Origin of the sequence: Enterococcus sp. BWT-B8 (assembly GCF_020567625.1) — a bacterium.
Classification (GTDB): domain Bacteria; phylum Bacillota; class Bacilli; order Lactobacillales; family Enterococcaceae; genus Enterococcus_L.
This window is the reverse complement of sequence record NZ_JAJDJV010000007.1, coordinates 75,396-89,568: the sequence shown is the minus strand read 5'-3', so window position 1 is coordinate 89,568 and position 14,173 is coordinate 75,396. Positions and strand designations below refer to the sequence as shown.

General features: G+C 39.9%; 11 protein-coding genes. 7 read left to right on the top strand and 4 right to left on the bottom strand.

Annotated elements, in window-relative coordinates:
• The first annotated feature begins 162 nt into the window (after window positions 1-162).
• Window positions 163-2,172, top strand: coding sequence for a methionine--tRNA ligase (gene metG, locus LI951_RS08320; protein WP_229441848.1), 2,010 nt, complete (start codon window positions 163-165; stop codon window positions 2,170-2,172).
• Window positions 2,173-2,287: 115 nt separating this feature from the next.
• Here metG and LI951_RS08315 read toward each other — a convergent pair whose 3' ends face one another.
• Entirely contained in the window at window positions 2,288-2,875 is a 588-nt protein-coding gene (locus tag LI951_RS08315) for a hypothetical protein (protein WP_229441847.1), read from the bottom strand.
• Between the two features lie 735 nt (window positions 2,876-3,610).
• Here LI951_RS08315 and LI951_RS08310 point away from each other — a divergent pair.
• From LI951_RS08310 to LI951_RS08295, 4 genes are all read left to right on the top strand, one after another.
• Window positions 3,611-4,381, top strand: coding sequence for a TatD family hydrolase (locus LI951_RS08310; protein WP_229441846.1), 771 nt, complete (start codon window positions 3,611-3,613; stop codon window positions 4,379-4,381).
• Entirely contained in the window at window positions 4,378-4,950 is a 573-nt protein-coding gene (gene rnmV / locus LI951_RS08305; protein WP_229441845.1) for a ribonuclease M5, read from the top strand. Before LI951_RS08310 ends, rnmV begins: the two co-directional genes overlap by 4 nt.
• Window positions 4,947-5,834, top strand: a complete 888-nt coding sequence (rsmA, locus tag LI951_RS08300; RefSeq protein WP_202064134.1) for a 16S rRNA (adenine(1518)-N(6)/adenine(1519)-N(6))-dimethyltransferase RsmA — start codon at window positions 4,947-4,949, stop codon at window positions 5,832-5,834. Before rnmV ends, rsmA begins: the two co-directional genes overlap by 4 nt.
• Before the next feature lie 219 nt (window positions 5,835-6,053).
• On the top strand, window positions 6,054-6,665 hold the full coding sequence (locus LI951_RS08295) for a hypothetical protein (RefSeq protein ID WP_229441844.1): 612 nt from the start codon (window positions 6,054-6,056) through the stop codon (window positions 6,663-6,665).
• A 309-nt stretch (window positions 6,666-6,974) separates the two neighbouring features.
• On the opposite strand, the gene LI951_RS08290 is transcribed toward LI951_RS08295, so the two are convergent.
• The 3 genes from LI951_RS08290 to LI951_RS08280 form a co-directional block, all read right to left on the bottom strand.
• Window positions 6,975-8,126: a pyridoxal phosphate-dependent aminotransferase gene (locus LI951_RS08290; protein ID WP_229441843.1), complete on the bottom strand. Its 1,152-nt coding sequence runs from the start codon at window positions 8,124-8,126 to the stop codon at window positions 6,975-6,977.
• A 562-nt stretch (window positions 8,127-8,688) separates the two neighbouring features.
• On the bottom strand, window positions 8,689-9,411 hold the full coding sequence (locus LI951_RS08285) for an amino acid ABC transporter ATP-binding protein (RefSeq protein WP_202064139.1): 723 nt from the start codon (window positions 9,409-9,411) through the stop codon (window positions 8,689-8,691).
• A complete protein-coding gene (locus LI951_RS08280; protein WP_202064141.1) occupies window positions 9,404-10,867 on the bottom strand; it encodes an ABC transporter permease subunit in 1,464 nt (487 codons plus the stop codon). The genes LI951_RS08285 and LI951_RS08280 overlap by 8 nt, the downstream gene beginning before the upstream one ends.
• A 176-nt stretch (window positions 10,868-11,043) precedes the next feature.
• Here LI951_RS08280 and LI951_RS08275 point away from each other — a divergent pair, with 176 nt between their 5' ends.
• Both LI951_RS08275 and tgt read left to right on the top strand, forming a co-directional pair.
• Window positions 11,044-12,141, top strand: a complete 1,098-nt coding sequence (locus LI951_RS08275; protein WP_202064143.1) for an iron-containing alcohol dehydrogenase family protein — start codon at window positions 11,044-11,046, stop codon at window positions 12,139-12,141.
• Window positions 12,142-13,027: 886 nt separating this feature from the next.
• Window positions 13,028-14,173, top strand: coding sequence for a tRNA guanosine(34) transglycosylase Tgt (tgt, locus tag LI951_RS08270; protein ID WP_229441842.1), 1,146 nt, complete (start codon window positions 13,028-13,030; stop codon window positions 14,171-14,173).

Here is a 14,173-nt window from a genome sequence, read left to right as displayed (position 1 = left end):
TCTCTCTCTCTGTTCCTTTTCAAGGACAAAATCTGTTTGTTTCTATAATGAAAAGGCTTGAGAAAAACCAGTATTTATAGTGAAAATTCAACGAATTATGTTATACTGTTTAGGAGTAAAAAGAAGGTACTTCTGAAAACTAAAAAAGGAGGATGTTTCTAAATGACGCAAAAAGAAACATTTTATATTACAACACCTATATACTATCCAAGCGGACAATTACATATCGGTAATTCTTATACAACAATCGCCTGTGATGCTTTAGCTCGCTATAAACGTTTAATGGGGTTTGACGTTTTTTATTTAACAGGTGTGGATGAACATGGACAGAAGATTGAACAAAAAACAAACGAACTTGGTGTAACGCCCAAAGAGTATGTTGATAAAATGGCCGCAGATGTCCAGAAGCTATGGAAGACACTGGATATCAGTTACGACAAGTTTATTCGTACTACTGACAGCTACCACGTGAAGGCTGTTCAGCAAATATTCAATCAGCTGCTGCAGCAGGGCGATATTTATTTAGGCGAATATGAAGGCTGGTATTCAATTTCTGATGAAGAATATTTCACTGAAACTCAACTGGCTGAAGTGTACCGTGACGAAGAAGGAAATGTCATTGGCGGGAAAGCGCCAAGCGGTCATGAAGTAGAGCTTGTAAAAGAAGAATCTTATTTCTTCCGTATGAGTAAATATGCGGATCGTCTTCTTGAGTATTATAATGAGCATCCTGAGTTTATTCAGCCTGAATCACGTAAAAACGAAATGATCAATAACTTTATCAAACCCGGTTTGGAAGATTTAGCAGTTTCCAGAGCAACATTCTCTTGGGGAATTCCATTGAAAAATGATCCAAAACATGTAGTTTATGTGTGGATTGATGCATTATCCAATTATATAACTGCCTTGGGTTATGGCTCTGATGATGACAGTCTGTTCCAAAAATACTGGCCTGCAGATGTGCATATGGTTGGAAAAGAGATTGTTCGATTCCATACCATTTACTGGCCGATTATGCTGATGGCTCTGGATTTGCCTTTGCCTAAAAAGATTTTTGGCCATGGCTGGCTGTTGATGAAGGATGGTAAAATGTCCAAATCAAAAGGAAATGTTGTCTATCCGGATATGCTGGTTGATCGCTATGGCTTGGATGCGTTGCGCTACTACCTTCTGCGTTCGATTCCTTTTGGCAGTGACGGTGTATTCACGCCGGAAGATTTTGTTTCACGTATGAACTATGATCTTGCCAATGATTTAGGGAACCTGTTGAATCGTACAATTGCAATGATTAATAAATACTGTGACGGATATGTTCCGGAATATGCATCTAAAGTAACACCGTTTGACAGTGAGCTTTCCACTACAGCTGCAAATGTGATCGGCAAATATCACGAAGCAATGGAAAAGATGGAGTTCAATACAGCTATTGCAGAGCTTTGGGCACTCATTTCACGTGCCAACAAATATATTGATGAAACACAGCCGTGGATTCTGGCTAAAGATGAAGAGAAGAAAAATGAATTGAACAGCGTGATGATTCATCTGGCGGAGTCATTGAGAATCGTTGCCATTCTTTTACAGCCGTTTTTAACTGAAACACCGAAGAAAGTTTTTGATCAGCTGGGACTTGATTCTGAAAAAATGAGCATGGAAGCCATTCATTTTGGCGAGTTTCCTGAAGGTGCAAAAGTTGTCACAAAGGGAACACCTATTTTTCCTCGTCTGGACTTGGAGACTGAAGTAACGTATATTCAAAAGAAAATGTCTCGAAAAGCACCAAACCAAGAAGAAGAGATTAAATGGGATCCAGAAGAGACAACACTGATTTCTACGAAAGAGAAGGAAATTAAATACGAAGATTTCGATAAAATAGAAATAAAAGTGGCAGAGGTTATTGACTGCAAAAAAGTAAAAGGTGCTGACAAGCTGCTGCAGTTTCGTCTGGCTGCCGGAGATGAACAGGATCGTCAGATTCTTTCAGGCATCGCTGAGTTCTATCCTGATCCAAGTGTTTTAATTGGGACTAAGGTCGCTGTTATTGCCAACCTGAAACCTAGAAAAATGAGAGGTCAGATCAGTCAGGGAATGATTCTTTCTGCTGAAGATAAAGATGGTAAGCTTCAAGTGATTGAAGCACCAAAAGATATGCCGAATGGGTCAATTATTGCATAAAGTAGACTGGGACAATCATCTGTTTTGATGGTTGTCCTATTTTCATAACATACAAAAAGGATCAAACCGTAATGAAATTACTCATTTACGATTTGATCGTACGAACAGCAGTGTATTAATAGTTTGTTTTCCTTGTTTTCTTCAAACCAGGGATTTTGCTTGGAAGGAAGAGAACAAAGAGAGTGTGCGGCATACTGACAATGGTTACCATTAAACTGTGGCTGGTGAAATATTGTTGATAAAGCCATTTCAGTAAAAAATGAAAGCCTGTAATCCCAATTGTTAACAGCAATAGAGTAATCCAGCGGGAATTGATATCTAGTAAGGATTGGCTGAGACGGGCAAGTAGCGGATAGAGATAGAAAAAAAACCCAACTAGCGTAATGCGCCAGTTTTTTGCGGCAGCGCCGATATTCAATACAAAAAATAAAATGGAGAGCAACATGGTAATTGGCGGGAAAAAGGCAACGAGCGCAGAATAGATACTGCCCCACAAAAGCATTAAGGGTCCTTTTACGACAGCTGTAACCCCAATCAAAAGAACAATTAAAAGTATTTGTTGAAACATGCTAGCGTATGTAAGCATGGCAAAAAGTATCAGAAGAATCCAATGCCAGAGTGTCTGTGTCTGATCTTTTCGATTTGCAGTTGCCTTTTGTGCAATCATCGATTTGAACAGGTTGGAAGTATCACTTTGTTTCAACTTAAATCAACTCCTAACTACAGTAAATGTAAGAGCAGTGTAACAGGAAATTGAAGAAAGAGCATCAGGCTTGAGGCGGAGGAGAATAAGCAGGAAGATGTCGGGAGCAGGGATTAGTTGTGTGGTTTAATATACGTACTTTGAAAGAGCTTCACCAGCAATACGATAAACAGGTGCCTGCAGCTTTTCTTATTGTCTAGCTGCATACACCAGCTCACTCAATGATAAGATAAACTGCCTATAGTGACAGAGAGCGTCACTCTGCCAGTTTCCTATATCATTCGTGAGCTAAACAGGAGCTTGCAGCTTTTCTTATTGTTCAGCTTCACGAGCTAGACTAATCGACGATAAGATAAACTGTCCAAGTGATAAAGAGCATCACTTAACCAGTTTTCTTTATCGCTCATAGTCTGAACAAGCTCGTTCAGCTTTTCTATTGTCCAGCTTCACGAGTCAACTCAATCGACGATAAAGGTAAACGAACCTCATGATAAAGAGCATCATATTTTTCGTTTACCTTTATCGCTCATGAGTTAAGCGACTCGTTTAGCTTTTCTTATTGTCTAGCTGCATACACCAGCTCACTCAATGATAAGATAAACTGCCTATAGTGACAGAGAGCGTCACTCTGTCAGTTTCCTATATCATTCGTGAGCTAAACAGGCGCTTGCAGCTTTTCTTTCTCCCTGTTTCTGTTAAAATATGGTAGAGTGATAATGGCAAGGAGGAAGTTAGATGATTTTTGATTCACATACCCATTTGAATGCAGAGCAATTTAATGAGGATATACCGGAGACTATTGAACGTGCGCAAGAGTTAGGTGTGACAGAAATGGCTGTTGTCGGTTTTGATACACCTACTATTATAAAATCGCTGGAGCTAAGCAAGAAGTACAAGGATATATACAGTATTATTGGCTGGCATCCAACTGAAGCAGGGAGTTATACTGCTGAAATTGAAAAAAATTTGCAGGAACGTTTAACGACACCTAAAGTGGTTGCGCTGGGTGAAATAGGTTTGGATTATTACTGGATGGAGGATCCGAAAGAGGTTCAGGATAAAGTATTTCGCAGACAGATTGCCATAGCAAAGGAAATGAAGCTGCCGATTAGTATTCACATGCGGGATGCCATTGAGGATACCTACAAGGTCCTAAAAGAAGAAGATGTCAGAGATATCGGTGGAATTATGCATAGTTATAGCGGCGATGAGGAATGGATGAAAAAATTTCTTGATCTGGGAATGCATATTTCCTTTAGCGGAGTTGTCACCTTTAAAAAGGCAGTTGAGATACAGGCGTCTGCAAAAGAGGTTCCGCTGGATCGTATGCTGGTTGAAACTGATGCTCCTTATTTGGCTCCGGTTCCTTACAGAGGGAAACGAAATGAACCAGGCTATACACGTTATGTTGTGGAGAAAATAGCTGAGATGAGAAATATGAACTGGGAAGAGTTGGCGCAGCAGACGACCCAAAGCGCTCATCAGCTTTTTAAGATTGAAAAATGACAGAGAAGATGAAAATTGAGGAAATTATAGTCGTCGAAGGAAAAGATGACACCCGTCGGCTGTTGGAAGTCGTCGATGCAGATACAATTGAAACTATAGGTTCTGCGATTAATGAAGATATTTTGGCTCAAATCGAGCATGCACAGGAAATGCGAGGGGTCATTGTGTTCACTGATCCGGACTATTCAGGAGAAAAAATCCGTAAAATCATTATGGAGGTCGTGCCGGATGCAAAGCATGCTTTCTTATCCCGTCGTCTGGCTGAACCTCAAAAAAGAGGAAGCAGTTTAGGTGTGGAACATGCCAGTGATGAAGCCATTATCGAAGCGCTGAGAAAAGTGGTCACGCCGACATTTGAAACAGATAATTATCAGGAAATTTCTAGACAGATATTACTGGACTATGGTTTAATAGCAGGAGCCAATGCAAAAGAACGCCGGGAACGACTAGGTGATGAACTGCGTATCGGCTATACAAATAGTAAGCAACTGGTAAAACGCCTGCAAATGTTTCGAATCACTGAAACAGAATTGAAAGAGGCAATGGCAAAAGTGGAGGAATCACTGTGAAGGATTATAAAGATATTGCAACTCCCTCCCGGACAAGGGAGATACTAAAGGAACACGGCTTTTCATTTAAGAAAAGCTTAGGACAAAATTTTTTGACGGAACCAAATATTCTAAGAAAAATTGTAGATACAGCAGAAATTGATCAACAGACCAATGTAATCGAGGTTGGTCCGGGAATTGGTGCGCTGACAGAACAACTGGCAAGGAATGCAGCGCAGGTATTGGCTTTCGAAATCGATGATCGCTTGATCCCTGTACTGGAAGATACGCTGTCTCCTTATGATAATGTGACCGTGGTTCATGAAGATGTACTGAAGACGCATTTGTCTGCAGAGACTGCCAGAGTCTTTAAAAATGATGAATTGCCGCTTAAGGTGGTAGCAAATCTGCCATACTATATTACGACGCCTATCATGATGCATTTTTTAGAATCAGATCTGGATGTTTCAGAAATGGTTGTCATGATGCAGAGAGAAGTAGCCGATAGAATTTCTGCGATTCCGGGGACAAAAGCCTACGGTTCATTATCCATCGCTGTTCAGTATTATATGGAAGCAGCAGTGGCATTTATTGTGCCAAAGACTGTCTTTGTTCCTCAACCGAATGTAGATTCTGCAATCATTACATTGAAAAAGCGGGAAACACCTGCAGTTGATGTCAGTAATGAAAAAGAATTTTTTAAACTGACAAAAGCATCCTTCCAGTTAAGAAGAAAGACACTTTGGAATAATCTGACCCATTATTATGGAAAAGATGAGACTACAGTGGAATGGTTGAAAAAAAGTTTGGAAGAATCAGAGATTGATGCTTCCCGAAGAGGTGAAACACTCTCTCTGGAAGAGTTTGCCCGACTAAGCAATACTATGGAAAAATATAAATCGTAAAATAAACAGACCCAGTCAAATATGCTGAAACCTGCGGTAATCAGAGGAGAATCTGGAAGCTGAGGGCAGGGCTCTTTGATTGGTTTTTTTATTTTGTTAAAGTTTCTTTCCATGAATGAAATTGGAAACGTAATCATCCGGAGGGTGTCTTGACACATCTCTTGTTTTTGCATAGAATAAGAATCAACAAATGTGTCAAGACATATACGGGAGGAAATTATGAGAAAAAAATCAGTTAGAGAATTGACTATTTCAGCGCTTCTGATAGCGATGGGAATCATTATTCCTATGGTAATGCCAAGAATTACCATAGGACCAGCTTCCTTTACTTTAGCAAGTCATGTTCCGGTATTTCTGGCGATGTTTATTTCACCAACAGCAGCAATTGCGGTTTCTTTGGGAACAGGCTTTGGATTCTTTTTGTCTGCAACACCAATTATCGCATTAAGGGCATTGTCTCATTTAGTTTTTGCAGTGATTGGAGCTGTTTATCTAAATAAACATCCAGAAGTCGCACTGCATTCTGATAAATTTTCATTGCTTAATGGTCGTTTCCAGTTATTCAATTTAGTGATTGCTGTCATTCACTCGGCTGCTGAGCTGGTTGTTATCACTGTTTTCTATACGCTGGGCAACTTACCGGGAACCTATTATTCTGATGGTTATATCTACTCAATTCTTCTTTTGATGGGTGTGGGTGGAATCATCCACAGTCTGGTTGATTTTAACCTTGCCTACTTTATTGCCGGCAGTTTAAGTAAAACGACGGATATTCCTGTCTTCACAAGTGCAAAAAGGCTGCTGTCGCGTTCCTCAACCGTAAAATCATAATAAAATAAGCAGACTCCATGTCAGTTTAATAGGCACGGAGTCTGCTTTTTCTGTTTAAATCTGATTTCAATAGTGGCTAAGACACTGAATTATTTAGAAGCAGCCAATGTTTCGTCAAAATCAAAAAGATAATTAAGCACCGGGCAGCCTAGCCTTTAAATTATCTTTTTCAATTGCTGTAATATGATTTGCCTGCTGTAAATCACTAATCAACGCGGCAGGACAGCTAAACGTCAATGCCAAATTAATGAAGCGGGAAAGGTTTTCCAGTTGTAATATCATTTAGTAAATGGGTGGTTAATGTATTTTTCAAAAAGATAATTTTTCCATTCGGTCAAAGGCTTCTTTCAGCTCTTCAAGATCCTGTGTTGCCGCTAAGCGCACGTGACTGTCACCAGTCGTCTCTCCAAATGCTTTCCCGGGAATGACCAATACTTTTGTTTCCTTTAACACCTTTTCTGCAAAAGCAATAGAGTTTAAGCTGGTTTTTTCAATATTGATAAATGCGTACATGGTTCCTTTTACTGGAAGCATGGAAAGGAAATCAATTTCAGCAACTCTTTTTTGAATGTACTCAAGTCGTTCCTTGAAGACAGAGACAACTTCAGGAATAAGTGTTTCTGAGTGTTCCAATGCATAAATTCCCGCTTGCTGGGAAAGGGTAGGAGCGGAATAAGTTACACTTTCATTAATTAGTTTAGCCGCAGCATTAATGTAATCCGGTGCAATCATATAGCCGATTCGCCAGCCAGTCATTGCAAATGCCTTTGAGAAGCTGCTGAATGTAATTGTATGCTCCGGTGCAAAGGCTGCCATCGGGGTAAACTCATCATAAAAACAGAATGCTTCATACACTTCATCAGAAAGGATATAAAAATCATGTTTAATGGCTAAATCTGCAATAGCTTTAAATATTTCTGTTGAAAAAACTGCTCCGGTCGGATTATTTGGCGAATTGATAATAATCGCTTTTGTCTTGTCTGTAATTGCCTGTTTTAAAAGTTCAATATTCAATTGAAACTGGTCTTCTTCATAAGTAGGAACAAAAACCGGGATACCACCGGCAAAAACAACCTGATCTCTGTACGGTGAAAAATACGGTTCATGAATAATCACTTCATCTCCCGGATCAAGTATTACCTGCAGAGTCAAATACATTCCATGCAAGGCGCCTACTGTGGCACGAACCTGTGAGGGAAGAAACGATAAATTGTACTGCTTTTTATAGAACGCAGCCACAGCATCAATAAATGCGCTGCTGCCTCCAGAAGCCGTATATTTTGTATGACCGGCTTTGGCATCAGTAAATGCTGCATCAATGATTCGTTCGTCTGTAATCAAGTCAGGATCGCCTAAAGAAAGGTCAATTAAATCAGGTGTTTGTTTTGCCAAAGTGGCGATATCCATTAAAATATTTTCTACTGGTTGCTGATGTCGTATAGCGATCTTTGAAATATCCATTTTCCATCACTCTTTCTCAGTTAATTAAATAATCAAAAGCAAGCTGCCGATTCTTATTCTTCATATGTATAGAAAAAGGAGGTTGAGACAGAAGTGTTCTGTCTCAAGAACCAGGTAGGTAACATGCATTATCTACTCTGACGAGTCAATCGTAGTGATTTATGTCAATAAGTCGGACTATACGAAAATTGTCAAGGAACACTAGTCATAAAATGACTAGCTGTGAATTGATACCTCCCTGGAGCTACTCATATTTTCAGTATAGTTCGACTTATTTCCAGAACTGCTGTCTCTACGAGTCTAACGATTCTCGAGACAAAACATTACGCTGTATCCGTTTTTCTGCGTCTACGGTTCTCACTTCGTTCCGATCCTCGAAGCATGGAGGGGCTTTGCTTCTACGCTTCTTCGAATGCTCGAATCATACAAAGAATGGAACACCGTTTATTCAGTTTTAGGGATCTCAGACATACTTATGTCACAGTCCCTCTGAAAATCAAACACATAATTTTAGGTTTCCAATATACTTAAGTGATTATTAGTCAGCCAGACTCTGTCTATTTTATAACACTTTACGTAAAAAGTCTTGTGTACGTGAATTTTTTGGATTACCGAAGATTTCTTCCGGCGTTCCTTCCTCTTGAATGACGCCTGCATCCATGAAGATGACACGGTCAGCTACTTCTCTGGCGAAGCCCATCTCATGTGTGACAACCACCATAGTCATTCCCTTAACAGCCAGAGCTTTCATTACGGATAGTACTTCTCCAACCATTTCAGGGTCTAAGGCAGAAGTAGGTTCATCAAACAACATGACATCGGGATTCATTGCAAGAGCACGGGCAATTGCTACACGCTGCTGCTGTCCACCAGATAAACTGGAAGGATAGCTGTCCTTTTTCTCCTTCAATCCAACCTGCTCCAGAAGAGCAAGGGCTTTGGTGTTTGCCTGCTCGGGAGATTCCTTTTTCACTTTAATCGGGCTGATTGTCAGATTTTCCAGAACGGTTTTATGCGGAAACAAGTTAAAGCTTTGGAAAACCATGCCCATTTTTTGACGAAGTGCGTCGATATCTGTTCCTTTATCCAACAGATTTTTACCTTCAAATTCAATTTTTCCGTCAGTCGGCTGCTCCAATAAATTCAGACAGCGAAGGAATGTACTTTTACCACTGCCGGAAGGACCGATAATTACCACCACTTCACCGGCATTTACTGTTAAATCAATTCCTTTTAATACTTCATTTTTATCAAAAGATTTATGCAGATTTTCAATCTTAATCACTCGTACTCATTCTCCTTTCAGCCACACCCAACAGACGGGAAATGGTAAATGTCAATACAAAGTAAATTAGTGATACAACCAGATATGGCAGGAACGGCTTGAAGCTTGCACCTTGAACATTTCCTGCTTGGAAAATCAGCTCGGATACACCGATGACAGAAACAACCGATGATTCTTTGATTACTGTAACAAATTCATTTCCCAGTGCAGGAAGAATATTTTTGATTGCCTGAGGCAGAATAATGTAGCGCATTGCCTGGGGCTGAGTCATTCCCAGTGAACGTGCAGCTTCCAGCTGACCTTTGTTTACCGCATTGATTCCGGCACGTACAATTTCAGCAACATATGCACCGCTGTTCAGTGAAAGTGCAATACATCCGGCTGCCAGCTTAGATAAATCCAGTCCCAAAACGCCGGTTCCGAAGTAAACAATAAAAATTTGAACCAGTAAGGGTGTTCCTCTGACATATTCAATATAAATAATAGCCAGAGCTCGCAGGATTTTTGATTTAGACAGTTTCATCAATGCCAGAATCCCGCCAAGGATACCACCGAAAAGCACACCGATAAAGGCAAGGAAGATTGTATAGCCGGCACCGTTCAGATAAAACCTGCCATATTTTTGAATAAAGTTTTCATTATCTTCAAACATTAAAGCTGCGGCATCCTTTTTGTAGCCGTCCAGTAAATTATTATCCTTGATGGTTTGAATAGAAGCATTTACTCTTTCTTTTAGAATAGGAGTGTTTTTAGCCATTGCAATAGCTGTTTGCTTTTCGCCTTCCACGAATTCTACATCCGCAAACACCAGGTCGTCATTACGATCAACATACGCTTCAGCAACAGGTCCTTCCAGAATAACTGCATCGACCTTTTTATTTTTCAAGTTCATAATGATATCCGGAACCTTTTGAAGTGAAGTTGGGATGGAACCAGTCAGCTCGTTTTTTGCCAGTTCCTCCTGAGTACTTTGTTTTTGAACACCGACTTTTATTCCTTCAAAGTCGTCTGTTGTTTTAAAGGTGTTCTGGTCTTCTTTTCTAACAATCACTCGTTGTTGCACATTCATATAGGCCGTTGAGAAGTCTACTTCTTTCAGTCGTTCAACTGTGGGAGCCATACCGGAGATGATTAAATCAATTTTGCCGGTTTTCAGTGCACCGAGCAAGGCGTCGAATCCCAGCTCTTCAATTTTCAGATCTACACCAAGATCATCCGCGATTTTCTGTGCGATTGCAACATCAAAACCAACAATTGTATCCTTTCCATCTACATTAGCATGGAACTCATAAGGAGCATAGTCGGCAGATAAACCGACAATTAATTCTCCTCTATCCATGATTTTGTCATAAACTGCATCAGTTTCTTCTGCAAAAGCTGTCTTAATTGGAAGTAATGATAGAACGACTATCAGTACAGGCAGAATAAGGGTAAAAAATTTTTTCCAAGTTTTCATAAACTGAACTCCTTTGATAAACTATTCAATAAATATTCTTAATAATCGGTGTAAATGTATAAAAATTTATTGTTTTCAGATGTTTTTTATCATATCATAGTTTGTATTAAAGGAAAAGAGGAAATTACACCTCAGAAAAAAGGTTGAATAAAAATAGTTTAAGGAGTAACAAATAGATGGAACAGTCATTAATTGTTAGAGGTGCACCTCAGGAATATGAGTGCCGTGAAGGAGCATGGAATGGATTGGAAGACCATTTGCAGAGAAGAAATTTAAAGCGGGTTTTGATTTTGCATGGAAAGAATTCATGGCAAGCGGCAAAGCCGTTTTTTCCAGAATTTGAGAATATATACAGTAAGTTTATGGCATATGGCGGCAGGTGTACGGATAAAGAAATCGCAAAAGCAGCTGTATATGCTAAGGAAGAGAGAATGTCTGGAATTGTTGCAGTCGGAGGCGGAACAGTTTCTGATCTGGGAAAAGCAGCAGCATACCAGTTAGGAATTCCAATCATTATTTTGCCTACTTTGGCGGCTACTTGTGCTGCGTATACACCACTAAGTGTTGTGTATAAAGAGGATGGAGAAATGGATCGGTATGATGTTTATCCAGTGAGCAATTCGCTGATTTTAATTGAACCCTCCGTTATCCTTCATTCACCTGTTAACCTGATGGTGGCGGGAATCGGCGATACACTGGCAAAGTGGTATGAAGCTGATACAATGATTTCACAGCTGACGGTTCAGCCGATTGAAATTGGCGTTGCCTCGTTTGCTGCGAGACAATGCAGGGAGATACTTCTGAGGGACAGTGAGCAGGCGATTGCAGCGATGAAGACTGGAAAACTGAATCAGTCATTTTTAAATGTGATTGAAACGAATATTCTGCTCGGCGGTATGGTTGGCGGATTTGGTGATGACTATGGACGAACTGCAGGTGCACATTCTATTCATGACGCGCTCACACTTTTACCTGACAGCCATCATCAGCTGCATGGCAATAAAGTGGCTTATGGTGTTTTTGTACAATTGGTAATTGAAGATAAATGGAATGAAATTGAAGAATTACTGTCGTTTTACCGTTCAATGAATTTGCCGGCATCTCTGAAAGAATTGGGATTTTCACTTTCTGATGCTGAGTATAAAGCTGTCGCTGAGCGGGCAGCTGCTCCTCATGAAACAATTCATTATATGAAGGAAACAATTACTCCGGAGGTCGTTTATCAGGCAATGCAGGCACTTGAAGTATTTATGGCAGAAAAAAATTCTGCATAAAAGACAGCCGATATTGAATAAAAAAAGAAGATGAAGAAATCTGAAGCAGCAATACCAAACAAACTACAGTATATAAAAATTTAGATAAATGGCAGGACAGAAGTAACTTCTCTGACAATAAAAAGAAATTCACCAAAAATTTGTGAAGCAATTTTAGTGAATTCTTTTTTATTGCTTGAAGCTGAGCACTTCTTATACGAAAATTAAACACCTCAAAAAACAAAAAAAGGCTACCTCCTACTTTATTCGTAGTTAGCCAGATTTGGTTTAGATTACTTTGACGCCTGTAAGTGTTAGAGTAGTCTTTTTCTCTTGTAACTGTTTTTCTCCAAGTTCTTGGTAACGGGATGCATCGGAAAATATCCGATAAATAATTCGTACCATCAAATGTACAGTCGCTACGACTGTTTTTTTGTGTCCGGTATTCCTTCTTATTCCGAAAGAAAAATACCTGTATTCGATTGGGTTTCCCTTGAAAAAATGTACAGAAGGAGCTATTCTATTTATAGAAATAATTTATTTTTATACGCAGGTTCTGTGACCTAATGATTGGTACAGATCTTTTCATGCGACGAGTAACCGCAGGGGCAAATAAGTAGAACGATCTAGTTTGTCCCTCAAGGTTAACTTGGAGAAGAACCTCAATAAGCGATCGATCTAGAAGCTCTTCTGTCCTCTTTAGTATGACAGGAAATAGCATGTAGGTCGATCGTTTTTTATTTTCATTCTGTTTGGTGTGGGCGATAGCCCTCATGAGTGTTTGTCCTGGCTTCTTTCATAAAAGATACCTTAAATAAATAAAGGAATCCTTAGAAATCTTGCAATGAGAATGGAAAAACAGTATGATGGGGAAGGATGAATTTTGATATAGAAAGCAGGGAAATGAATGACTGAACCAGCCGTTCGTTATCGGTTAATAAAAAAAGAAAAACATACAGGTGCACGTCTGGGAGAATTAATCACTCCGCACGGCACATTCCCGACACCCATGTTCATGCCTGTAGGTACCTTGGCAACAGTTAAAACAATGGCGCCGGAAGAATTGAAAGAAATGGGTGCAGGGGTAATTCTCAGCAATACATACCATTTATGGCTTCGACCAGGAGAAGATTTAGTGGAAGAAGCAGGCGGACTGCATAAATTTATGAACTGGGATCAGCCGATTCTGACTGATTCAGGCGGATTTCAGGTGTTTTCACTGAGTGACATGCGGAATATTTCTGAAGAAGGGGTTCACTTTAAGAATCACTTAAATGGTTCTCCTATGTTTTTGTCACCGGAAAAAGCAATTGATATTCAAAACAAGCTTGGCTCGGATATTATGATGAGCTTTGATGAATGTCCTCCTTTTGATGAAAGCCATAATTATGTGAAAGATTCAATTGAGCGCACCAGTCGTTGGGCGGAACGAGGACTGAAGGCTCATAAAAATCCCGATCGTCAGGGATTGTTTGGCATTATTCAGGGAGCTGGCTTTGAAGATCTTCGTCGTCAAAGTGCTAAAGACTTAATCAGCATGGATTTTCCGGGCTATTCCATTGGCGGTCTTTCTGTAGGCGAACCGAAAGAGGAAATGAATCGAGTTCTTGAGTTTACCACTCCGCTGATTCCGGAAAACAAACCTCGTTATCTCATGGGAGTTGGTACGGCGGATTCATTGATTGACGGTGTTATTCGCGGAATCGATATGTTTGACTGTGTTCTGCCTACACGAATTGCCCGTAATGGCACCTGCATGACATCTCAGGGAAGACTAGTTGTCAAAAATGCGCAGTATGCAAGAGATTTCCGTCCTCTGGATGAAAAGTGCGACTGTTATACCTGTAAAAATTATACACGTGCTTATATACGTCATCTAATCAAGTGCGATGAAACATTCGGTATTCGACTGACTTCTTATCATAATCTGTACTTCCTGTTGAACTTGATGAAGCAGGTTCGTCAGGCGATTATGGATGATCAGCTTCTGGAATTCAGACAAGCCTTTTTTGAAGAGTATGGTTTCAATAAGGAAAATGCGAAAAGTTTCTAA

Bases quoted from the DNA above. Each gene is read 5' to 3' on its own strand.
- metG (WP_229441848.1), top strand. From the start codon at position 163: ATGACGCAAAAAGAAACATTTTATATTACAACACCTATATACTATCCA.
- LI951_RS08310 (WP_229441846.1), top strand. From the start codon at position 3,611: ATGATTTTTGATTCACATACCCATTTGAATGCAGAGCAATTTAATGAG.
- rnmV (WP_229441845.1), top strand. From the start codon at position 4,378: ATGACAGAGAAGATGAAAATTGAGGAAATTATAGTCGTCGAAGGAAAA.
- LI951_RS08295 (WP_229441844.1), top strand. From the start codon at position 6,054: ATGAGAAAAAAATCAGTTAGAGAATTGACTATTTCAGCGCTTCTGATA.
- LI951_RS08290 (WP_229441843.1), bottom strand. From the start codon at position 8,126: ATGGATATTTCAAAGATCGCTATACGACATCAGCAACCAGTAGAAAAT.
- LI951_RS08280 (WP_202064141.1), bottom strand. From the start codon at position 10,867: ATGAAAACTTGGAAAAAATTTTTTACCCTTATTCTGCCTGTACTGATA.
- LI951_RS08275 (WP_202064143.1), top strand. From the start codon at position 11,044: ATGGAACAGTCATTAATTGTTAGAGGTGCACCTCAGGAATATGAGTGC.
- tgt (WP_229441842.1), top strand. From the start codon at position 13,028: ATGACTGAACCAGCCGTTCGTTATCGGTTAATAAAAAAAGAAAAACAT.